31 protein-coding genes and 1 tRNA gene are annotated in these 20,887 nt (G+C 66.2%); 26 read left to right on the top strand and 6 right to left on the bottom strand.

Features of this window, described 5'->3' with window-relative positions; all coding sequences use genetic code 11:
- Positions 1–44 precede the first annotated feature (44 nt).
- Entirely contained in the window at positions 45–617 is a 573-nt protein-coding gene (locus FQK05_RS01675) for a pseudouridine synthase (protein WP_158963955.1), read from the bottom strand.
- A gap of 350 nt (positions 618–967) precedes the next feature.
- Between FQK05_RS01675 and FQK05_RS01670 the strand changes: the two genes are divergently transcribed.
- Positions 968–1,552, top strand: coding sequence for an HNH endonuclease (locus tag FQK05_RS01670; RefSeq protein WP_158963953.1), 585 nt, complete (start codon positions 968–970; stop codon positions 1,550–1,552).
- Positions 1,553–1,558: 6 nt separating this feature from the next.
- Here the strand turns inward: FQK05_RS01670 and FQK05_RS01665 are convergent, their stop codons facing one another.
- Positions 1,559–2,020, bottom strand: a complete 462-nt coding sequence (locus FQK05_RS01665; RefSeq protein WP_158963950.1) for a disulfide bond formation protein B — start codon at positions 2,018–2,020, stop codon at positions 1,559–1,561.
- Positions 2,017–2,595 carry a YqaA family protein gene (locus FQK05_RS01660; protein WP_158963948.1) on the bottom strand — a complete coding sequence of 193 codons (579 nt, stop codon included), beginning with the start codon at positions 2,593–2,595 and terminating at the stop codon, positions 2,017–2,019. Before FQK05_RS01660 ends, FQK05_RS01665 begins: the two co-directional genes overlap by 4 nt.
- Positions 2,596–2,744: 149 nt before the next feature.
- On the opposite strand from FQK05_RS01660, the gene FQK05_RS01655 reads away from it, so the two are divergent.
- Positions 2,745–2,828, top strand: a tRNA-Leu gene (locus FQK05_RS01655).
- An 88-nt stretch (positions 2,829–2,916) separates the two neighbouring features.
- Here FQK05_RS01655 and FQK05_RS01650 read toward each other — a convergent pair.
- The 3 genes from FQK05_RS01650 to FQK05_RS01640 all read right to left on the bottom strand — a co-directional run bounded on the left by FQK05_RS01650 (position 2,917) and on the right by FQK05_RS01640 (position 4,874).
- Positions 2,917–3,831 (bottom strand): tyrosine-type recombinase/integrase, encoded by a 915-nt coding sequence (locus FQK05_RS01650; protein ID WP_158963946.1) that lies wholly within the window; start codon positions 3,829–3,831, stop codon positions 2,917–2,919.
- 122 nt (positions 3,832–3,953) lie between these two features.
- Positions 3,954–4,160 (bottom strand): helix-turn-helix transcriptional regulator, encoded by a 207-nt coding sequence (locus tag FQK05_RS01645; RefSeq protein WP_158963944.1) that lies wholly within the window; start codon positions 4,158–4,160, stop codon positions 3,954–3,956.
- 435 nt (positions 4,161–4,595) lie between these two features.
- The gene (locus FQK05_RS01640) at positions 4,596–4,874 is read right to left on the bottom strand and encodes a helix-turn-helix domain-containing protein (protein ID WP_158963942.1); all 279 of its coding nucleotides are present in this window, start codon (positions 4,872–4,874) and stop codon (positions 4,596–4,598) included.
- Between the two features lie 103 nt (positions 4,875–4,977).
- On the opposite strand from FQK05_RS01640, the gene FQK05_RS01635 reads away from it, so the two are divergent.
- The 24 genes from FQK05_RS01635 (at position 4,978) to FQK05_RS01520 (ending at position 20,883) form a co-directional block, all read left to right on the top strand.
- Positions 4,978–5,184 (top strand): helix-turn-helix domain-containing protein, encoded by a 207-nt coding sequence (locus FQK05_RS01635; RefSeq protein ID WP_158963940.1) that lies wholly within the window; start codon positions 4,978–4,980, stop codon positions 5,182–5,184.
- A gap of 68 nt (positions 5,185–5,252) precedes the next feature.
- Positions 5,253–5,540: a hypothetical protein gene (locus tag FQK05_RS01630; RefSeq protein ID WP_158963938.1), complete on the top strand. Its 288-nt coding sequence runs from the start codon at positions 5,253–5,255 to the stop codon at positions 5,538–5,540.
- On the top strand, positions 5,537–5,692 hold the full coding sequence (locus tag FQK05_RS01625) for a hypothetical protein (protein WP_158963936.1): 156 nt from the start codon (positions 5,537–5,539) through the stop codon (positions 5,690–5,692). The genes FQK05_RS01630 and FQK05_RS01625 overlap by 4 nt, the downstream gene beginning before the upstream one ends.
- Complete coding sequence (locus tag FQK05_RS01620) at positions 5,692–6,186, top strand: DUF1937 family protein (RefSeq protein ID WP_158963934.1); 495 nt, start codon at positions 5,692–5,694, stop codon at positions 6,184–6,186. The genes FQK05_RS01625 and FQK05_RS01620 overlap by 1 nt, the downstream gene beginning before the upstream one ends.
- Positions 6,183–6,419, top strand: coding sequence for a hypothetical protein (locus FQK05_RS01615; RefSeq protein ID WP_158963932.1), 237 nt, complete (start codon positions 6,183–6,185; stop codon positions 6,417–6,419). The genes FQK05_RS01620 and FQK05_RS01615 overlap by 4 nt, the downstream gene beginning before the upstream one ends.
- A gap of 12 nt (positions 6,420–6,431) precedes the next feature.
- The gene (locus FQK05_RS01610; protein WP_158963930.1) at positions 6,432–7,073 is read left to right on the top strand and encodes a hypothetical protein; all 642 of its coding nucleotides are present in this window, start codon (positions 6,432–6,434) and stop codon (positions 7,071–7,073) included.
- A gap of 177 nt (positions 7,074–7,250) precedes the next feature.
- On the top strand, positions 7,251–7,868 hold the full coding sequence (locus FQK05_RS01605; RefSeq protein ID WP_158963928.1) for a hypothetical protein: 618 nt from the start codon (positions 7,251–7,253) through the stop codon (positions 7,866–7,868).
- A complete protein-coding gene (locus FQK05_RS01600; protein ID WP_158963926.1) occupies positions 7,865–8,647 on the top strand; it encodes a hypothetical protein in 783 nt (260 codons plus the stop codon). Before FQK05_RS01605 ends, FQK05_RS01600 begins: the two co-directional genes overlap by 4 nt.
- Before the next feature lie 28 nt (positions 8,648–8,675).
- A complete protein-coding gene (locus FQK05_RS01595; protein ID WP_158963925.1) occupies positions 8,676–9,125 on the top strand; it encodes an HNH endonuclease signature motif containing protein in 450 nt (149 codons plus the stop codon).
- A gap of 125 nt (positions 9,126–9,250) precedes the next feature.
- Positions 9,251–9,688, top strand: a complete 438-nt coding sequence (locus tag FQK05_RS01590) for a P27 family phage terminase small subunit (RefSeq protein ID WP_158963923.1) — start codon at positions 9,251–9,253, stop codon at positions 9,686–9,688.
- Between the two features lie 58 nt (positions 9,689–9,746).
- Complete coding sequence (locus tag FQK05_RS01585) at positions 9,747–11,342, top strand: terminase large subunit (protein ID WP_456064403.1); 1,596 nt, start codon at positions 9,747–9,749, stop codon at positions 11,340–11,342.
- A gap of 71 nt (positions 11,343–11,413) precedes the next feature.
- Positions 11,414–12,625 (top strand): phage portal protein, encoded by a 1,212-nt coding sequence (locus FQK05_RS01580; RefSeq protein WP_233270321.1) that lies wholly within the window; start codon positions 11,414–11,416, stop codon positions 12,623–12,625.
- A complete protein-coding gene (locus FQK05_RS01575; protein ID WP_158963918.1) occupies positions 12,622–13,545 on the top strand; it encodes a S49 family peptidase in 924 nt (307 codons plus the stop codon). Before FQK05_RS01580 ends, FQK05_RS01575 begins: the two co-directional genes overlap by 4 nt.
- Positions 13,546–13,668: 123 nt before the next feature.
- On the top strand, positions 13,669–15,000 hold the full coding sequence (locus FQK05_RS01570) for a phage major capsid protein (protein WP_158963917.1): 1,332 nt from the start codon (positions 13,669–13,671) through the stop codon (positions 14,998–15,000).
- Between the two features lie 71 nt (positions 15,001–15,071).
- A complete protein-coding gene (locus FQK05_RS01565; protein ID WP_158963916.1) occupies positions 15,072–15,527 on the top strand; it encodes a hypothetical protein in 456 nt (151 codons plus the stop codon).
- Entirely contained in the window at positions 15,524–15,832 is a 309-nt protein-coding gene (locus FQK05_RS01560; RefSeq protein ID WP_158963915.1) for a hypothetical protein, read from the top strand. The genes FQK05_RS01565 and FQK05_RS01560 overlap by 4 nt, the downstream gene beginning before the upstream one ends.
- A 15-nt stretch (positions 15,833–15,847) precedes the next feature.
- A complete protein-coding gene (locus FQK05_RS01555) occupies positions 15,848–16,432 on the top strand; it encodes a head-tail connector protein (RefSeq protein ID WP_158963914.1) in 585 nt (194 codons plus the stop codon).
- Complete coding sequence (locus FQK05_RS01550) at positions 16,432–16,776, top strand: head-tail adaptor protein (protein ID WP_158963913.1); 345 nt, start codon at positions 16,432–16,434, stop codon at positions 16,774–16,776. Before FQK05_RS01555 ends, FQK05_RS01550 begins: the two co-directional genes overlap by 1 nt.
- A gap of 6 nt (positions 16,777–16,782) precedes the next feature.
- Entirely contained in the window at positions 16,783–17,262 is a 480-nt protein-coding gene (locus FQK05_RS01545) for a hypothetical protein (protein WP_158963912.1), read from the top strand.
- The gene (locus FQK05_RS25980; protein WP_233270320.1) at positions 17,262–17,645 is read left to right on the top strand and encodes a hypothetical protein; all 384 of its coding nucleotides are present in this window, start codon (positions 17,262–17,264) and stop codon (positions 17,643–17,645) included. Before FQK05_RS01545 ends, FQK05_RS25980 begins: the two co-directional genes overlap by 1 nt.
- Positions 17,646–17,692: 47 nt before the next feature.
- Complete coding sequence (locus FQK05_RS01535) at positions 17,693–18,133, top strand: phage tail protein (protein ID WP_158963910.1); 441 nt, start codon at positions 17,693–17,695, stop codon at positions 18,131–18,133.
- Positions 18,130–18,465, top strand: a complete 336-nt coding sequence (locus FQK05_RS01530) for a hypothetical protein (RefSeq protein ID WP_158963909.1) — start codon at positions 18,130–18,132, stop codon at positions 18,463–18,465. The genes FQK05_RS01535 and FQK05_RS01530 overlap by 4 nt, the downstream gene beginning before the upstream one ends.
- Before the next feature lie 29 nt (positions 18,466–18,494).
- A complete protein-coding gene (locus tag FQK05_RS01525; protein WP_158963908.1) occupies positions 18,495–18,752 on the top strand; it encodes a hypothetical protein in 258 nt (85 codons plus the stop codon).
- Positions 18,742–20,883, top strand: coding sequence for a phage tail tape measure protein (locus FQK05_RS01520; protein WP_158963907.1), 2,142 nt, complete (start codon positions 18,742–18,744; stop codon positions 20,881–20,883). The genes FQK05_RS01525 and FQK05_RS01520 overlap by 11 nt, the downstream gene beginning before the upstream one ends.
- The last annotated feature ends 4 nt before the right edge of the window (positions 20,884–20,887 follow it).

Genomic DNA, 20,887 nt, shown 5'->3' with positions numbered 1-20,887 from the left:
CGCCTTTGGCGCGACTCCCCCGAGGTATTTGAAGACCAAAGAAGTCAGGGGCGGCGGGCCAGGGATGGGTCCGCGTCGGCCCAGTGGCCGGGGGGCAGGTCGTCCAGGGACCACGGGCCGATCTGCGTCCGGATCAGGCGGAGCGTGGGGTGGCCGACGGCGGCGGTCATGCGGCGGACCTGTCGGTTGCGGCCTTCGTTCAGGACCACTTCCAGCCAGCAGTCCGGGATCGATGGACGGACACGGATCGGCGGATTGCGGGGCCAGAGCCAGTCGGGTTCGGGCACCAGCTTTGCGCGAAGGGCGCGGGCCGGGCCGTCCTTCAGCGTGACGCCCTTCGTCAGGGCGGTAAGGGCCGCGGCGTCGGGAAGGCCCTCGACCTGCACCAGATAGGTCTTTTCCATCTTGCGTTTCGGCTCCGCGATACGGGCCTGGAGGCGGCCGTCGTCGGTCAGGAGCAGGAGACCTTCGCTGTCGCGGTCGAGGCGGCCTGCGGGGTAGACGCCGGGCACGTCGACCAGGCCCGAGAGCGTCGGTCGGCCGCTGCCCGCCGTTCCCTTGTCGGTGAACTGCGAGAGCACGCCATGGGGCTTGTTGAGGCGGATCAGTCGCGTCATGATTTCCTGGCGCAGGCCGGCGGGCCGTTGAGGCGAAGGATGTGGAGAACCGTCATTCTCGTGTCATGGAAACGCCCTATCAGGCAAGCGACATCTTGTGGCAACTTGGCGCTTGCCCGTAGTTGACCGCGATATATAGTCAAGTGAAGCGGACAGTCGACCGGCTGGTCCCGCAGGACCGCCAAGGCGGTCCCCCGACGGGATCGAACGGCCCATGTCCGGCAGGCAGACCAGCGCCCCGGCCGGGCACCTGTCACCCTGGCCCCGGGCGCAGACCGACCACCGAGGGCGCCCTGCGGACCGTTGTCCGCCGGACGCGGACCGGGACGAACAAGGGGCGACCGACGACGATGAATGCAGAGTTCAGGACCGAGTTTGTACGGGAACCGGCGGCATTGAAACAGCACCCCGCGCTGGTGCTGAATGCCGATTACAGGCCCTTGTCCTATTATCCGTTGTCACTGTGGCCCTGGCAGGAGGCGGTGAAGGCGGCCTTCCTGGACCGGGTCGACATCGTCGCCGTCTATGACGAGGTGGTCCGCAGCCCGAGCACGGTGATCCGAATACCCTCTGTCGTTGTCCTGAAAGATTACGTCAAACCTCAAAAGCGCGTGGCCTTCACGCGCTTTAATCTTTTCTTGAGGGACGAATTTCGCTGTCAGTACTGCGGCGCGAAAGGTGATCTGACCTTCGACCATGTCGTGCCGCGGTCGGCCGGGGGCGTGACCAGCTGGCAGAATGTCGTGGCGGCCTGTTCCAGCTGCAACCTGAAGAAAGGTTCGAAGCCCCTGCACAAGGCGGGCATGTCGCTGCGCAAGCCGCCGCGCCAGCCGGGGGCCGAGGAGATGCGGAACGTGGGCCGGAAGTTTCCGCCCAACTATCTGCACGATTCCTGGATGGACTTCCTCTACTGGGACGCGGAACTGCAGGCCTGACGGGGCTCAGTCGCGCTTCAGCGCGGCCGCGATCCAGATGCATGTCAGGACCAGTGCTGCGACCGTGTTCCACGACGCCATGGACAGGCCCAGGAACTGCCAGGCAACCACGTCGCACTGGACGATTGGGGCGTTCATGATCTGGGCCATCAGGTCCGTGCTGCTCATCCCCTCAATCGAGCCGGAAGTGCAGGTGGTCGGGCCTTCCCACCAGCCGCGTTCGACCCCGGTATGATAGAGGCCCACGCCCGCAGTCGTCAGCGTGGCGGCAGCGCCCAGAAGCGGCAGTAGCCTGCCCGGAACCATGGCGGCGATCAGGCCGATCACCAGAGCGGCCAGGTGCGGCCAGCGTTGCCAGACGCACAGGTGACAGGGCGGGAGGCCGCCGATGTACTGGAACCCAAGGGCGCCCAGCAGCAGCGCGGCAGAGCCGGCCGTGGCCAGCAGGACAAGGAAACGACGGGTCACAGGTTCTTTGCCACGATGAATCCGCCGATTAACAGCACGACGAAGACGGTGAACACGAGCCCCAGGCGTCTTTCGATGAAATCCCGGATCGGTTCGCCGAAAGCATAGAGCAGGCCCGCCACGACATAGAAACGGATGGCGCGCGCGACGATCGAGGTGACGATGAAGGTCGGCAGCGGCATGGCGGTCCAGCCCGACATGATCGTGATGACCTTGTAGGGGAAGGGGGTCACGCCCGCGATGAGAACGGCCCAGAAGCCGACATCGTTGAACCGCGTATTGAATTCCGTCATCGCGTCGGCCTTGCCGGCGGCCTCAAGGATAGGGCGGCCGATACTGTCGAAGGCGAAGGCGCCGATGGCATAGCCCAGAAGCCCCCCGAGGACCGAGAACACCAGGGCTACTCCCGCGATCAGCCAGGCACGATTCGGGCGGGCGAGGATCATCGGGATCATCAGGATGTCGGGCGGGATCGGGAAGAACGAGCTTTCCACGAAGGAGACGAGCGCCAGCCACCAGATTGCCTTGGGATGGTCTGCCAGCCGCATGGTCGCGTCGTAGAGGCGTTTCAGCATGGGCAGGTCCTAGGAGGCTCGGGGCCGCCGTCCCGCGGGGCCTGGGACGGACAAACCATGCAGGGCGGGCCGGGTCAACGGCTGCGGCGTCCGCTCTGGCAAAATGCCGCTGGACGGGCCCGGGACTGCACGGTAGGGATGCCAAATGGGCCCAAGTGGCGGAATGGTAGACGCAGGGGATTCAAAATCCCCCGCCTTCGGGCGTGCCGGTTCGAGTCCGGCCTTGGGTACCAATGACTTAGCAGGTTCTCGGTTCATCCGTGGACCTGCGGGTCACAGGGCAGGGTCACAGAGTCCTGTTTCGTTTTCGTTCCGTTCTTCCTATTTTCGACGCTCCTGAGCGGACTTGCTGAGCCGTTTCCGGTTCGCCTGCCGGCGGTAGTAGGCCACCATTTCAGCACTCTGCCCGGTGACTGCCTGGATCTCGGCATCGCCGCACCCAGCCTCGGCCAGTTCGACCACTGCAAGCTTCCGGAGGCCGTGCAGCGTGTAGGGCGCGCCTCTGTCCCCGAGAGTCGCGCGCCACGTCCTGAATGCCTTCTCGATGCCATCGTACCCCACTGGTTCGCGCAGGTTCTTCGCGAGGATATGGGCGCCGCCCTTGGGCTGGGTCGACAGAAAATCGCGCAACGGCGCAGGGCAGTAGACGTCGAATTCCCTGCGACCTTTCTCGTCGGTGACCGTCATCCACTCGCCCGCGAAATGGTCATGCCGCATGGCGATGGCCGCGCTCGGGCGTTGACCGGTGTAGCGGATCAGCGCCGCAGCGATCTGGACGTTCTGCGGGGCGCTGGTCAGCTTCTTCAACATCCACTCCGGCCACGGCGCGTATTCACGGGCAGGCTTGTAGGCTGCCAGCCCCTTGGCCGGGTTCTGCCCCATGGGCCAGTCCAGTTCCCGTTCGGCATAGTTCCAAAGCAGGCTGACGGTTTGGGCATAGCGACTGGCCTTCCTCGGGGTGTCGGCCAGTTTTTCCAGCGCGGCCCGAACCGCCTGCCGTGTGGTCCTGCGCATGTCCTTGGCGGCGTTCTTCTCCAGGATCGCGTCCATGGTGCGCCGATAGCTGGTCTTCGTGTTGGCCGCGAGCTTGCCTTGCCCTTTGACTGAATCGCGCCGCCACGCTTCCACGCATTCCTGCCAAGTGTAGCGCGCGGGTGCCTGCTGGGCTTCGTGCTTTCCGGACTGCGCCAGCCAGTAGAGGCGGTCCAGTTCCTCGGGATCACCCTTCCATGCCAAGGCCGTCTGCCTGGCCCTCTGATGACCGTTTTCCGTCCAGGTGACCCGATAGACCGGGATCCACGTGTCGCCCTTCCAGCGCCAAAGGAGGCGTGGCTTGGTGATCCGTGGTTTTGGCGGTCTCATAGTTCGAAGCCCTCGTCGGGAAGTGCGGCGGTTCCGTCCAGTGTCGCCCGGAGCTGGTCGACCCGCCAGCGATCAAAGCTGCCGATCCGGACCGGGCGGGGAAGGGCGCCCTGGCTGACCAGACGGCGGAAGTCCGTCACCGGCATGTCGAGCATGGCCGCGGCGTGCTTTTCTCTGACAGCTATGGGTGACAACTCGGCCATCGGTCTACTTCCTCGCCGTCCGCGCCTGGTGTTCCAGCTCGGTGACGGCGAGGATGGTGGGCTTCAGCTCGGCTGGGGCAGCATCGTACCCACGGCCGAAGCGCCCGTTCAGGCGCCCTAGCTGGGCGAACGGGTGTTCGTTCAGGTCGGAGAGTTTGCTCCTGGTCATCATGGTTACCTCGAAACGTCGATATTGAGCGGTTGGCGTACATGGGCGGCCCGAATTGAGGTGCGTCGCATCCTGCCGAAAAATACTCGTAACGTATACTTGTGTAAATACGTACAGCGTATATTGCCAGAGATTTATCCGCGCAGTATGAGTTCGGCTGTGTTAGAACGTACCAAGAACATTGGGGGGTTGGGGGATGCAGGCAGAATATGCCCGTCAGGTCTTGGCTGGAGCGCGATATCTTGTGACCGGTGAAGGTGAATCGACTATTCTTGATCGCTCTCCAGGAGCGTCAGAAGCGCGGCGCGCCGTTTTGGCGTTGCTGCGCGAAAGGCTTCAAGAAAGCGTTGCTCGAGCTCAGGAATGCCAAAGAGCTCAACGGTATTGACCCCGAGGGCCTTTGCTATGCTGTCAGCGACGGCGAGGGAGGGGTTGTTGGTCCCGCTCTCTATTCTGGAAATGGTCGCCTGCTTCACACCGGCGGCCTCCGCCAGCTTCGCTTGGGACCAGCCCCTGTGTTGCCGTATCCGCTTCAGGTTTTTCATAGCTTCTGTGTTTCAGATGGGCACGATTCCGGCCATACCCGCATCCGGATAAATATTCGTTGAGCGGATTGACCAATTCATACGCTGAGCGTATTTATTGGCCATGGTCACACTCGCACAGTACCTCAAATCCAGTGGTTTAACGCAAAAGGCGTTCGCGGAAGCGGTTGGTGTCAGCCAGCCGACTGTGAACCGCTGGCTCAGTGGATCCAAGCCGTCCTGGGAAAAAGCGGCTGCAATCGAGCGTATCACGGGCAAGCAAGTGCCGCTTTCGGCATGGGCTGATGCAAAAACGGAGGCCAGTGCATGACCTCCGTTTCTCCCTTTCCCGGTTCCGTTCCAGTTCGCACGTCACGGGGCGATCATAGGGCGGACGGTGTGGAAAGATCTTGCCAGAAGTGCACGGGGTCGGCGGAGGAGCGGGCGCTGAAGAAGCTGGTCGTGAAGGCGCTGTGGACGGAGTTTCCTGGGCACCAGAGCGAGAAGGGGCTGGCCGAGGAGGCCTGTCACTATTTCCGGGACAAGAAGGGCGATCCGATCTCGCCTCGGACGGTGCGGTACTGGCTGCGGGAAGAGACGCTGCCGAGTGCGGTGCACCTGTCGGCGCTGGTGATCATGCAGCCGGCGATGTTCCTGGGCCACTGGCTGGGGCGTGGTGACAAATGATCCGGACCACCTTTCACGCGGCCGCCCATTGGGGCGCGCACGCCCTTCTTGCCTTTTCGCGCCGGCCGATGCGCCGGGGCCGGGCGCGGCGGGCGGCCCTGATGCGCCGCGCCGCGGAAAAACTTTTCACGCTGGGCAAGGGGGCGGCCTGATGATGGCGCTGCCGGCGATCCCCGACTGGCAGGCCCCGGGCGTGGCGGCCTGCGAACGCGCGGGCCTTGTCCGGCGCTCTGCGGCTTTCGCGGACGTGGCCAAGGTGGCCAAGGGCCGACTGGTCTATCTCGCGATGCCCTGGGCCGGGGACCTGGCGGTGGACGACTATGGCGTCGGCTGGGACCTCGATGCCGCCATCGCGGCGGGCGAGGTTGCGGCCTGGCATGCAAGGGCGCTGGCCCTTCTGGGCGTCTGCGCGGTGCCTGTGGCCGCGATCCAGTCGCTGATGCTGCAGCTCGACCTGGTCGACCCGCAGCTGACCCCCAATGACACGGTCTTCTGGACCGGCTGGACGATGCCGCTGCAGCGGGCCTGCGCGGTGGTGGCGGTCCTGGCCGTTCCCGGCTGGGACGACAGCCCCGAGGTCTGGGCGGTTCTGCGCGCCGCGGTCGCCGTGAACGTGCCGGTCCTGGTGCTGGAGGACGCAACATGACCGAGGGCCAATTCTGGATCGTCTGCAGCCTGCAGGGCCGCGCGCCGCGCACCGCGCATGACAGCCGGGAAGAGGCCGAGGGCGAGGCGCAGGAGCTGGCCCGGCAGAGCCCCGGGCGGACTTTCGTCGTGCTGGAGGCCGTCACCGGCTTTTGCGCGCTGGTGGCGCCGCCGCAGCGGCTGTCGCTGGTGGAATGCCGGCCGGTCTTTGTCACCGGCGAGATCGACTTCTGAGGGGGGCGGGGCATGAATGCGGCATATCTCTCGGTGGTGGGCGGGGACGAGGATCTGCCGGTCTATCCCTTCACCAGCGACGACCGGCTGGACAGCCACTGGTTCATGCCCTGGCACCGGCAGCGCTGGCTGAACAGCGAGATGCGCCTGAAGGGCACGCCCGAGGCGCGGGCCTATTACTTCGACCTGATCAACATATCCTATGGGCATTCGCCCATCGGCACGCTGCCCGACGATACCGAGCAGCTGGCCAAGTTCGCGATGTGCGATCACGCCCACTTCGTGAACCTGTGCCGGCTGCCCTTTGGGCCGCTGCATCGCTGGAAGCGGTGCATCTGCGATGGCGACGACGCCGGCGAGGGCACGGTCAGGCTCTATCACCCGACGGTGCTGGCGATGATGCGGGACGCGATGGCGCGGAAGGAAGACAACCGCGCCCGGAACGACCGGGCCAGCGCCAGCAAGCGGCAGATGCGGCTGCGCAGTGCCGTGGCCGGCTACCATGTCGATTTGTCGAAGAACGACGCGGCGGTGCTCTGGATGGACCAGTGGCTGCTGGACGAGGGCTGCGACTATCGCAGCGCGGCCTGGATCGAACGGGCCATCGGCGCCTGGTCGAACCACATGGCGGACCTGGGCCTCCGCCGACGCTGACGACCCTGTCCTGAACTGTCCCGAACTGTCCGAAGGACACTTCAAGACAGTCTCGGACAGTCTTGGACTGTCCACACCGACAGGGACAGGGACAGGGAAAAAACAGGGAAAGGGACATTGTCGCCCGAACCTGTGGACAAGATGGCACCGGCGAAGGGCCGAGAAAGGGGGAAGACGATGGCAAGCGATGGACAGGAAACCAGCCGCGACCGGGTGAGACGGATCCTGATCCGCCCGCTGCAGGAGGCAGGCATGGGGATGAAACCGAAGAAGGGCGAGCGTCCGGCCGAGCGCGAGGCCCGGGAACGGGCGTTCCTGGACGGTCTGGCGGACGAGCTGGGCTATTGCAGCGACCGGGTTCTGGCGGGCCTGCGCGAATGGGCCGAGGCCAGCGGCGAGGGTACGCGGCGCAGCTGGTGGCCGGGCCGGGTGGGGTTCCTGGCCACGGCGCAGCGCTACCAGCCGCGGCCGCTGGAACAGCTGCCGGCGATTGCCAGCTGGTTCGGCAGCCGGGCGGGCGCCGAGGCACGGGCGGTGCCGGGGCGGCTGGTGGCGGAGTTCCAGTTCATCGAACGCCACCGGCGGCCCCCGATCCACGACGCGGAGCGGCGGGCGCTGGACATGCGGGCGCGCGAGATCGCGGACACCGCGGCGCGGCTGCGTTCCCGTGTGGACGAGAACCGGGCCGATGCGTCCGACCGGGCGAGCCTTGATGCTCATGACGACATCGAACGACGGGCGCTGGCCATCGTGGCCGCGGGCGAGACGGCCCGCAGGGAAGGAACATCCGCATGAAACCTCTCACGACGGAAGAACAGGCGGCCATCGCGGCCTTCCTGGCCGATGGCGGCCAGGTGACCCGCTGCACGGACAGGGCCGGGAAAGAGGTGGCCCGGTTCGAACCGGTGGACCCGGCAACGCCATCCAACACCCGCCCCGGACCGGAGCCGCGGACCGTTCGCCAAATGGGGGTGCGCGAGGCGCTGGAATGGGCCTTCGGCACGGAACATGCGCGGCTGAGCTATGGCGAGGGTCTGGGCGAGACCGGCCCGGGCTTCGGGATGGAATACATCCTGCTGCAGCAGGCGGAGCTGGGGCGGCGGGTCGATGTCAGCTGGGGCCGGTCGCGGCCGGCGGACGATGCGGAACTGATCGCGGCGGCGGTGCAGGGGGCGCTGCCCCGGGCTGAGGCGCTTTGGCTGGCGGATCTCGCCCGGTCGGGAACCACGCCGGATCCGCTGGTGGGGGCTGTTCCGAGGATCGTCCCGGAGGGATGGCACCAGAACCAGAACGGCTGGCGCCCGGCCACGGCCGATGCGGCAGAGCTGGGCCCGGGCGGCTGGCGGCCGCAGCCCCGGCGGAACCGCAAGGGGGTGATCGTCGCGGATGCTGTGCGCTACACGCCGTGCCGGTGGGAACGGACCCCGCGCGAGATCGGGGCGGCCCGGCGGCGCTATCTCGACTGGATCGGGCACCTGATGACGGTGCTGGCGGCGCTGCAGCATGTGCCCCTGACCTGGGTCGAACTCACGGACGACCTGCCGCCGATGACCCCCTGGCGAAATTCTTCTTGACCGTCGAATCCCGGGGGTACTAGACAGGATGCCAGCACCACACGCGCGCCCGGCGGGACATCCCGACCGGGCGCGTTGCGTTTGGGGGAGTGCTCTTCTGAAAATCTGTGCAGCACCTGGGTGCGAAGAATTCGCGGACGCAGGCGGCGCCCGCTGCGCCCGTCATCAAAAAGAGCAGGATGTCAGGCGCGCCGCGCAGAAGGCTGCGGCCCAGGCAACGCCACATGCCGCCGCGGCGCGCGCGCTCTATGCCGATCCGCGTTGGAAGTCGGCGGCGCGTGCGTTCCTCGCCAGGCATCCGCTTTGCGGGGACTGCGGGGAGCTGGGCGTCATCGAGCCGGCAACGGACGTTGATCACATTGTCCCGCACAAGGGTGATCGGCGGCGTTTCTGGGATCGATCCAACTGGCAGCCGCTCTGTCATCGCTGCCACAGCCGGAAGACAGCCCGTGAGGTTTGGCACGCGGACCGGGGGTAGGTGAAAAACCTGTGCACCCTGCCCGAAACCGACCGTCAGACCTCCGTTTCTGTGCGGGCTGAATTGAGGAAAAAAGCCCACCTGATCAGGTCTTATCGGCAGGTGGCCGAGTTGGAGACAAGACCATGCGTGGACGAAAGCCGACGCTCGACAACGTCGTGCCGATGCGTGGCGATGTGCCCAAGCCGGTGCCTGAGCCGCACGACCTGATGTCCGAGAGCGCGAAGCAGGTCTGGGAGCGCCTGGCCCCGGAGCTGGTTCGGAAGGACCGCCTGGAACCGATCTGGGAAGACACTTTCGCGGCTTACTGCGAGGCTGTGGCCGACGTGGTCGAACTGACCAGCAACATCACGCTGGAGGGGCGGACCTATACCGTTCGGACCCGCAACGGTCTGCAGCAGAAGAAGACGGCGAACTGGCAGGCGCGCCAGGATGCGCTGTCCAACATGCGCCAGCTTGGCGCGCTGTTCGGGATGTCGCCTGTGGATGATACGCGACTGGCGAACGGAGCGCAGGGGGATCTGTTCGACCAGATCATGCGGCAGCTCGATGGATCCGGTTGATCACCCGGTCACCCGGTACGCGATCAGCGTCGTTGAGGGGGAAGTTGTCGCCGGGCCCATGGTTCGGATGGCGTGTGAACGGCACCTGCTGGACCTGGAAACCGCCGCGGATCGCGGGCTGTTCTTCGATACCCGCGCGGCCGACCGGATCGTGAACTTCGCCGGGCTGCTGCGCCACACCACGGGCAAGATGGCAGGCGCAAGTTTCGACCTGCAGCCCTGGCAGGTGTTCCGGCACGGATCGGTCTTCGGCTGGAAGCACGAGGAAACCGGGCTGCGCCGGTTCCGGTCCACCTATCACCAGGTGGCCAAGAAGAACGGCAAGACCACGGACACGGCGGTGCCGATGCTGTTCACTCAGCTGTTCGACGGGGAAGGGGCACCGCAAGGCTATTGCGCCGCCACCACACGGGACCAGGCCGGGCTGCTGTTCAACGAAATGAAGCGGATGATCCGCGCTTCGCCCGTGCTGGGCGAGCTGCTGGACGTCTACAAGGCGCAGATATCCTGCGACCGGACGGGGGGGTACATCCGGGCACTGAGCCGCGACGGGAACAGCGCGGACGGCATCAACCCGCATTTCGCGGCGCGGGATGAGGTGCACCGCTGGACGGACCGGGAACTGGCCGAGGTGGTCGTCAACTCGATGATCGCCCGGTCGCAGCCCATCGACTGGGCGATCACGACCGCGGGGGCAGACCGGGCCAGCGTTTGCGGCGAGATCCGCCAATATGCCGAGCGGGTGTTGCGGGGGGACGTGAAGGACGACGCGTTCTTCGCCTATGTCGCCGAGCCGCCCGCGGATGCCGACCCGTCGGACCCGGTAACCTGGGCGATGGCCAATCCGAACATCGGGGTGGCGTTCACCGAAGCGGATTTCCGGCGCATTCACGACGAAGCGCAGGCGATCCGGGGCAAGATGCCCAACTTCCGGAGGCTGCACCTGAACCTCTGGACGGAAGGCAGCGAAAGCTGGATCGGTCGCGATCTTTGGGACGGCGGGCTGGCCACAGCACCGTTCGATGTGTCCGACCTGTTCGGGCGGAAGGCATGGCTGGGGGTCGACCTGAGCCGCACCACCGACCTGACATCCATCGCCGTCGCGGTGCCGGTGGAGGATCAGATCTTCCTGATCGTCTATTCCTTCATCCCCAGCGGCCCGAAGGGGTTCATCGCCCGGGCGCAGACGGAGAACCGCGACTATGTGGCGTGGCGCGATGACGGCTGGCTGGAGGTCCACCAGGGCGGGGTCATCGATGAAGACCAGGTCGTGCAGCGGGTGAAATGGCTGGCCGACCGGTTCGACATCCAGGAAGTCGCCTATGACCCCTGGCGCTTCGAGAATGTCGAGAAGGCCATCGACAAGATGCGGGTTCCGCTGGTGTCGCATCAACAGGGTTACAAGAGCATGTCGCAGCCGACCAAGCGGTTCGAGCGGGCCGTCATGCAGGGCCGGATCCGGCACAATGCCAACCCGGTCCTGGCCTGGGCGGTCGGCAACGTGGTCCTGGACGAAGACGCGGCCGAGAACGTGAAGCCGAACAAGAAGAAGGCCACCGGGCGGATCGATCCGGCCGTCGCCGCGATCATGGCCGTGGGCCGTGCCGAGTTCGGCGCCCAAAAACGCAAGGCAAAGGATGTGATCATCGTATGAAGATTCTCGGGCTGGAAATCACGCGCGTCGGCGCGGCATCTGTTCCGGCCGTGCCACGCAGTGAGCCGCCGATGACAGCCGATGTCGCGGTGGGCGCCGCTGCGCAAGCGGGGATCTCGGGCTTCCTGTCGGCAGGATGGGGCGGATCCGCCACGCGTGTTCGGGGCCTGCCGCCGGTCACGCCGCAGAGTGCGGCGAACCACGGAACCGTGTTTTCCTGCTGCAACAACATCTCCGGCGACCTTGCCAAGGTGCCGCTGAAGCTCTGGCAGCGGGGCGATGGGCTGGACGTGCGGGTGCGTGAACATCCCGCGACATATCTGCTGAACGTGGAGGCGGCGCCCGGCGTTCCTGGCAAGGTGGTGCGGTTCGCTGCGGTCTATGCCTACGCCCTTCGGGGCAATGGGCACATTTACGCGCCGAGGGACAGCGGTGGCGAGCTGATGCGGCTGGACCTGCCGCGCCTGGGTGGGGTGACGATCCTGCGCGACGGGTTGCAGCGCTTCTACCAGTTCGAGGATGGGGCCGGCACGCATCGCACGGTGCCGGCACGGTCCATGGTGCATATGCGCTACATGGCCGAAGACGGGTGGACCGGCCGCAGTCCGATCAGCGTTGCGGCCGAAAGCATGGGCATCGCCCTGGCGGGCCAGCGCGCGGCGGCGCGGAATGCCTCCGGCGGCACCGCCAAGGGCGTGATCAAGCTGGCGGACGTCTACGACACCGACGAAGACCGCGAACGCAACGCCCGGCGCATCAAGGCCGCGATGACCGATCCGGACGCCGATGGGTGGATCGTCACGCAGGCCGAAGAAGACGTGAAGCGGCTGGACGTGTCGGCGGCGGATTCGGAACTGCTGGCCGGGCGGAAGTTCGACCGCGAGATGATCGCGGGCCTGTATCGGATGCCGCTCTTCAAGCTGATGAGCGTCGAAGGGGGCGTGAAGGCAAATTCGCAGCAGCAGGCCATCGATTACAAGACCGACTGCCTGATGCACTGGTCCGAGCTGGTCGAAGCCCAGATGAACATGGCGATCCTGACCCGTGAGGAGCGCGAAGCCGGGCTGTTTCTTCGCCATGATTTCGGGGCGCTTCTGCAGACCACCACGAAGGAACAATACGACGCCCTGAGCAGGGCGGTCGGCGGCCCGTTCCTTCGCCCCAACGAAGCCCGCGCCAAGATCGGCGAAGGGCCGGTCGATGAAGGCGCCATGCTGAACCCCGCGCCGAACATGACCCGCGACAGCGGGGCGCCGGCGGCGCAACAGGAGGACGACGAATGACCGTTTCCACGACCGTGGCGGGGCTGTTCACCGGGGCCCCGGTGGCGCTTGCGCCGGAACAGGCCGGGCCCTTCCTGTCGGCGCATCTGCCGGCCGAGGCGACGGCCCAGGGGGCGCAGGCCGCGGCCATGCTGGAGCCCGGGGAGCGTTACGCGATCACCCGCAACGTTGCCGTGGTTCCCGTACGGGGGCTGTTGACGCCGAATGCCTTCGCGCTGGAGCGGTGGCTGGGCTGGACCACCTATCAGGGGTTGGAGGCCACGCTTGGCGAATTGGCGGCCAACGAGGATGTGGCAGCCATCGTTCTTCCCATGGACTCGCCCGGCGGGCTGGTGATCGGATGTACCGGCGCCGGCCGTGCCGTTGCTGCCGCTGCCTCTGTCAAACCCGTTCACGCGCTGGTTCATCCTCTGGCGGCATCGGCTGCATACTGGATCGCTTCGCAGGCCACCGACATCACGATCACGCCGGGATCGTTTCTTGGGTCCATTGGCGTCCTGGGCGGTGCCAGCCATCCCGTGAAGGCGGGCGAGGCGCGCGGCTGGCAGGACTTCGTCACCGTTTCCGGTCATGCCCGTGCCAAGCGCCCCGATCCGACCACCGAGGCGGGCCAGGCCGAGGCGCAACGCGTCGTGGATGCGATGGAAGCTGAATTCCACGCGGCAGTGTCGACCGGGCGAAGCATTCCCTTGGCAGATCTGCCCGCGCGGCTGAGCGTGACCGGTGATCCGGCGGACGGGGGCGCGATCTTCTGGGGGCAGGAGGCGGTGTCGCGCGGGCTGGCGGATCGCGTCGAAACCGATGCAGATTTCTGGGCCCGCATCGGTGCGGCCTATGCGCCGCGCCAGCCGCGCGTCCGACGGTCGGCCCGGGCTGCCGCTGCAGCCGCCCAGGCAGCGATGGCGCGCGCCACGCTCTGACGCCGGCGAACATTCGAGACAGCACGCAGCGCGTCGGGGGTTCCCGGCGCGCCCCTTCGTTCCGCTGCGGCGGAAAGCATGGCTGCGCGCGGGCGCGGCACCACCATCGAAAGGAGAAAACCGATGGGTGACATCAACGATCTGCGCCGCAAACGGAAGGCCGCGGCGGACGACATGCAGGCCAGGGCCGATGCGCTGACCGCGCTTGGCGACCAGGACGACGCCACGGACGAAGCGATTGCGGGCGCCGAAGCCGCGTTCGAGGCCGCACAGACCGCGTTCGGCAAGGCCGACAAGGACGTGAAGCGGGCCGAAGCCGTCGAAGCGGCACAGGCGGCCAGCGCACTTCCGGAGCCCGGAGCGGAAGAGGAACCGGCGGGGCAGGGCAGTGCGGCCGTGGCCGCGATGGCCAAGGAGCCCGGTCTGCGCTTCGGGGCGATGCTGCGGACGCTGGCAGCGGCTGGCGGCAGCGTGCGTGAGGCGCGGGCCATTGCCGAGGAAAACGGCCAGTCCGGTCTGTTCGCGGCGGGCCAGAACATGGGCACGGGCGAGGCGGGCGGGTTCCTGGTGCCCGAGGACGTGGGCAGCGAGGTGATCGAGCTTCTGCGCCCGGCTTCGGTCGTCACCGCGATGGGGCCGCGCTTCATCCCCATGCCGAACGGCAACTTCACGCAGAACCGCCGGGCGACCGGCGCCGACTTCGGCTATGGCGACGAAACCGACGATGCGCCGGCCACCGGCATGACCTTCGGCCAGCTCAAGCTGTCGGCGAAGAAGCTGCGGGGCATCGTGCCGATTTCCAACGACCTGCTGCGCTCGGCTTCCACGGCCGTGGACCGCATGGTGCGCGACGACGCCATCGAAGATGCGGCACAGATCCAGGACCGTTACTTCCTGCGCGGAACCGGCACCGAGTTCGCGCCCAAGGGCCTGCGCTGGCAGGCGGTCGGGACCAGCTGGGAAGCCAGCCACATCCTGGACGCGAACGGCACGGTGAACCTGCAGAACGTCGACAACGATCTGGGCAAGCTGGAACTGGCGCTGGCCAACGCGAACGTGCCCTATTCCGGGGCGCACTGGGTCATGTCCCCGCGGGTGGCCATGTTCCTGACCAACCTGCGCGACGGCAACGGCAACAAGGTCTATCCGGAGATGGCGGACGGCATGCTGCGCCGCAAGCGCGTGCATGTGACCACCGAGATTCCCGACAACCTGGGCGGGGACGGGGACGAGTCGGAAATCGGCCTGGTCGCACCGCGCCAGGTGGCCGTCGGCGAACACATGGGCGTCAACATCGCGATGTCTGGCGATGCGGCCTATCGCGATGCCCAAGGCACGCTGCAGTCGTCCTTCAGCCGCGACGAAACCCTGATGCGGCTGATCATGCAGCACGACATCGGGCTGCGCCATATCCCGGCCGTCGCGTGGCTGAAGGCCGTGACCTGGGGCGCGTGATCCGCGGCTGACCTGACGTCGCCCGGATGACCGGGGGGCGAATCCACACCTTCCCGAAAGAGGACAAGACCATGATCCAGAAAAAGGACATCGGCGCGCTGATCCTGCCGATCCGCGCTGCCGCCAACGCCGCCGCGACCGCGGGCGGGTCGGGCGATTCCACCGAAGTGACCGGGGCGATCATCGACCGTCTGAGCATCGCATCGCCCAGTTCCGGGGTTCTCGCGATCCCGTTTTCGGCCGCGCTGGCCGAAGGCGAGACGCTGACCGTCGGCTGGGAAATCGAGCACGGCGACGAAGACGACCTGTCGGATGCCGCCAGCTTCGCCAGCGGCAGCGCCGTCGTGGCCACCGGCCCGACCGGTGGCGGCACCGTCACCGGGTGCTTCAACGTGGACGTGAAGCTGCGCGGCTGTGCGCGTTACGTCCGCGCCAACTATACCCCGGACCTGAGCGCCTCCGGCACGGATACGGCGGCGCTGTCGGCGTTGATGATCTGTGGCGGCATGGATCGGTTGCCGCAATGATCCGGGTGGCCGTGACGTTCAACCGAACCTGGCGGATGTACCAGAAGGGTGAGACGGCGGGCTTTCCCGCCAAGCAGGCCGATGACCTGAAAGCCCGGGGGATCGCGCGCGCCCCCGGGACGGCCGCGCCGGTCAAGACGGAAACGCCGGACAGGGTGTCGTCCGATGCCCTGAGCGCGCCGTTGTTGTCCGGTGGGACGGTGGCGTTTGGAAAGGCTTCGGGCGACGGAAATGCTGCCGCTTCGGCCGGGGATGGCGCGGATCAATCCGCCGGCGCGCCGCCGAAGCAGGGCAGGCGGAGCTGAGGTCGGTCTGGCGGGATGCGATACATTGGTGAAAGCGAAACCCCCGCGCTTGTGAGCGTGGCGGATTTCAAGAGCGCGGGCCATATCGGGGCCGACGACGTCGTCGACGATGCGCCGATGGAAAGCTTGCTGGCCGTTGCGCAGGCCGTGGTCTGCGATGCGACCGGCATCCCGCCTGCCGCGGGCCTTTACGAATTCACCTGGCCTGTCATGGGCCGGGAATGGCGGCGGTGGTGGTTCCCGTGCCGCCCTGTCACCGGGATAGTCGAAGTGGCGGTGAACGATGCCACCGGCGCATTCGTGGCGCAAAGCCTCGACGGCATGCAGCTTGTGCAGGGTTACGATGAACCTCAGCTGCTGTTGCCGGCGAATTGGTCAGGTTTCGGCGACGATGTTCACACGATCCGTATTCAGGCCACGGTAGGCAGTGACGCGCCGCCGCCGCAGCTCGGGCAGGCGATTACCCTGATCGCGCGCGAATGGCACAACGCCGGCATCCTGATCGAGGGCGAGGGACCGGCCCCGCGCCTGGGTTTCACCGGGAAGCGGCTGATCAAGCAGGTGCGCTATGCGCGTCCCCGCGTGGCGGCGCCCTGCTGATGCTGCTGGATGTGCTGGTGACCGTGCTGCGCCATACGAAAGGCGCGCGCGGATCGTTCAATGAGCCAGAGGTGACCTGGCCGGAGGCGGGAAAGGTCTATGCCGCCGAAATGCCGGTGTCATCGGACGAGACCGCAGCCGTAGGGCAGGAAATGGCCTTCGAACGGGCTTCGCTTCGGATGAGGCGCAACTCCCTGACGGACGCCATGACGACGCGGGACCGTCTCAGCTTTCGCGGGGCCACCTGGGAGATTGCGGGCAAGCGGTCCGCCGGGGGCAGCCGACGGGCGTTTTACCACGTGGACGTCCTTCGGCGCATCGACACCGACCGCGACGAGGAGTGATCCGGCATGTCCATGGGTTTCAAGATGACCGGCTTCCGCGACATCGAGAAGGCTCTGGCTGCGCTGCCGCAGGGCACCGCGAAAGGGGCGGCGCGGCGGTCGATGAAGAAGCAGCTGGCGCCGGTGGCCGCCACGGCGAACGCCCTTTGGCCCGGGTCGGAGGATGACGTGTTCCGGATCACGTCCCGGATCGCGGCCAGCCAGCTTGGCGACAGCTATGCCGAAAAGGGCAAGAGCGTCCTGAACCTGTTCGTCGGGGCACCCGGGGGGCGGGACGGCACGCCGGAAGCGCATCTGATCGAATTCGGAACCGGCCCCCGGTTCCAGAAACGCGGGCGGTTCACCGGGTCCGTGGCGCCGACACCGATGCTGCAGCCCGCCTGGGACATCCACAAGGCCAGCATGCTGGAGGGCCTGGGCAAGGAGCTTTGGGAAGAGATCGAAAAGACCGTCGCCCGACGCGCGAAGCGGTCCGCGAGGGGATGATGGAAGAGCAGATCTTCGACCTGCTCACGGGCGGGGTCGGTTTTAGCGTCTGGTGGGGAAGCCTGGGCGAAGGAACGGACCTTCCGCGGGCAGCCATCTTTCGGACCAGCGGCGTGCGATCCATGCACCAGAAGGGCACGGGGCTGATGCAAACCCGACTGCAGATCGATTGTTACGGCAAGACGTTCTGGCAGGCGCTTGGCGCGTCCCGCGAGGTGCGCGGTCTGCTCGAAGGCTATCAGGGCGGCGTGGTGCAGGGCGTTTTCCTGGAGAGCACGCGCGACGGGACGGAAACCGCAAAGGAAGGCCGGATCGGCTATCGGGACGTGGATCAGCTGCTGAAGCGCGTGTCCCTGACATTCGCGGTCACGCACAACGACTAGCCGCCGGGGGACCGGCAATCACACATCGCTGAGCAAAGGAGATCGCCATGGCGACCAAGCAGCGTATTGTCTTCGGCTCCACAACGAAATGGGGCACCGACGGCAGCACCTGGGCTGATATCCCGGAGTGCAAGGGCATCGCGGTGCCGACCATCGAGGTGGACTATCAGGATGCGACCCACCTTCAGAGCCCCGGGGGTTTCCGCGAATACGTTCCGGGCCTGAAGGATCAGGGATCGATCACCCTGCCTTGCGGCTATTCCAGCGCGGGCTATGCGCAGGCGCATGGCTACATGATGGCCGGAACGCTGGTCCATTTTCAGACCACGCTGCCGAAGGAAACGGGGCAGGCGACCGGCGATGTCTTCGAGTTCACCGGCTATGTGGCGCCCCAGCTGGAGAGCAACGAGGTCGGCGATATCATCGCCATGAACCTTGTCGTCCGGACCACCGGTCAACCGACCTTCACTGAAGGGACGGCGGCATGATCAGCGGCGTGACCAGAGACATCGGCGGGACATCCGAGACGTTCCGCATGGCCAGCCGTGCGATGATGGCGCTTGAAGATCACTACGGCAAGGGCATTGCCGAGGTGCTTTCCGGCCTTAAGGAGGGTTTCCGGATCGGCGATCTGATCAGGATCGTTTCGGAATGCGCCTGCGATGGCGCCGGCGTTGACATGGATGCCGCGGGCGAAATCGTCGATGCCCTTGGTATCGATGGTGCCGGCGAACTTATGGGCGAAGTGGCGGAAGCCGCTTTTCCTGAGCCGAAGAAGGGCGCGGCAAAAAACTCGAAGCGGGCGGCCCGGTCGAAATAGACTGGCCCGCCCGGCTTCGGGCGTGGGTCGTGGCAGGGCAGGATCCGGAGGCATGGCCCCGGGCCACATTGCGGGAAGCCCAGATCATCCTGGAAGCATCCGCGTTGCGGGATGCGCGGATCGCCTGGCAGGCGGCGACATACCATCGGTTCGCCGTCCACCAGCCGAACGACATGCCGGACCAGCCGGGCTTTGAGCGCGAGGAAGGCGTCAACCGCGAGGCGGATGTCGTGGAAGCCCGCGCCTGGATGAGGGCAGTGAGTAAAGGGGCAGGCAGTGGCAGTTGAAATCGGCGCACTTCGGGCGCTCCTGAGCCTCGACAGCGCGGCCTTCGAAAAGGGGGCGAAGCGGGCGCAGACCAGCATGGGCAAGCTGGAGCGGTTCATGTCGAAGGCGGCCGCAAAAATGACCAGCGTCGGCAAGACCATGTCCGCCCGCGTGACGGCGCCGTTGGTGGCTGCGGGCGGGCTCATGGTCAGGTCCTCTCTGCGCACCGTCGATGCGCAGGCAAAGTTCGCGCAGTCTCTGGGCACCACGACCAGCAGTATCCAGACGCTGACGCGCGCGGCCGATATGGCGGGGATTTCGCAGGGCGAGCTTGAAGGTTCGCTCCTGCGCATGACGCGGCGGATCAGCCTGGCAGAGCAGGGTGCAGGCGCGGGCGCGAAGGCTTTCGCGCGCCTTGGTATCGAGGCGCGCAACCTCGCGGGTCTTGATGCCGCCGAGCGGGTGAAGTTGATTCAGGAGCGCATTGCCGCCTTGATCCCGGCGGCGGAGCAGGCCGCGGTTGCTTCGCAGATCTTCGGGGACAGGACCGGCCTTGCCATGCAGCGGCTGGACGCCGCGACCATCGACAAGGCGAACGCTGAACTTGAGAGGTTCGGCGTCAAGGTCTCCGACATCGATGCCGACAAGATCGAAGAGGCAAACGACGCGATGTCCGCGCTTGGCCTGGTCACGACGGGGCTGGCAAATCAGATGACTGTCGCCTTGGCCCCGACGTTGAAGCGCATCGCCGAGGCTATCGCGAATGTGGCTGCATGGTTCAGCAACCTTTCACCTCAGATGAAGCAGTTCATCGCAGTCTCCGTTTCAGCCGCGGCTGCCATCGGCCCCGTCACGTTGGGGATTGGCTTGATGGCATCCGGGATGGCAACGGCGATTGGCGCTGTCCGTGCGATGGTCGCAGCCTTGTTCACTATGCGCGGGGCAATGCTTGCGACCGGTATTGGTGCGCTGGTCGTCGCTGCCGGTGTTCTGGCGAACTGGTTCACGAAGCTGGTGAACAAGGCCGGCGGGTTCTCGGAGGCTCTGAGCCTCCTTGGCGACGTGGCGCAAGAGACATGGAGCAGGATCGGCCAGGGCGGCCGGGGCCTCTACCTGATCCTCAAGGGCGCAGCCGACGGCATTGCAGCCGCATTCGTGTCGGCCTTCGCGTGGATCGCGGGAAAGTGGGATTCGCTTGTGAACGGGATGGCCGCTCCGTTCAATCGCATCATGGATGGCCTCGGGATCGACGCGCAAATCGGCGCCAGCAAGATCGGGGAGGCCCTTGGCGGCATTGCCGACGAGTGGAGCGGCAATGCGGTTGCAAACATCGCCGAAGGCGGCGCCTTGCTGAAAGGGGCTGCGACGGCTCCGATGGAATCGCTCAATGCCCTTAAGGCAGTGATGGCGGCCACCGCGGAAGAGGCGGGCGGCGCTGCCGCGGCGACTGCCGATCTTGGTGAGGCAATCAAGGACATCCCGGACCTTGAGAGCGTTACAGGTGGCGGAGGGGGCGCAGGGAAGGCCGCGAAGGAAGCTGCCGAGGCCGCCAAGAAAGCGATGCAGGAAACAGCGGCCGAAGCCGCGACGGTCGCGTCCGAAATCACGACGCCGATCAAGGATGCCCTGAAGTCCGGCGAATTCGAGTTCAGGAGCTTCGCAGATGCGGCTGTATCGATCATGCAGCGGATGGCGGACCGGATGATCGACAAGGCTTTTGCGCCGATTGAAGATGCACTGGCCAACTTGATTGTTGGTCAATCCGGGAAAGGGCTGTTCTCAGGCACCAGCTTCGGGGGAATTGGCGCGGCGGTCTCTGGCCTGTTCAGCGGCTTCAAGGGTTTCTTTGCCGATGGCGGAGTGCTGGGGGCCGGTGAGTGGGGCTTTGCCGGCGAACGGGGAATCGAGCCAGTCGTTGGTCCTGCCAAAGTCATATCCAACAAGGATGCGTTCGGGGGCGGCAATCAAATGGGCCGCGTTGATGTCGGGATCGACGGCGCCGGGAACCTTGCCGTTCTGGTCAGGAACATCGCCGGTCAGGTCGTCGGCGAGGCCAGCGCATCGATCATCCAGACCGCCCGCCGTGGCGCTGTGTCCGACGTGGACAGCGCCATGCGTGAGACACGAACCTTTGGCGGGGGGCGCCGATAGTGCC

It is taken from the genome of Chachezhania sediminis (genome assembly GCF_009765275.1).
In the GTDB taxonomy this organism is placed as follows: domain Bacteria; phylum Pseudomonadota; class Alphaproteobacteria; order Rhodobacterales; family Rhodobacteraceae; genus Chachezhania; species Chachezhania sediminis.
The sequence above is the reverse complement of the archived record's forward strand: the minus strand, read 5'-3'. Positions and strand labels throughout refer to the sequence as shown.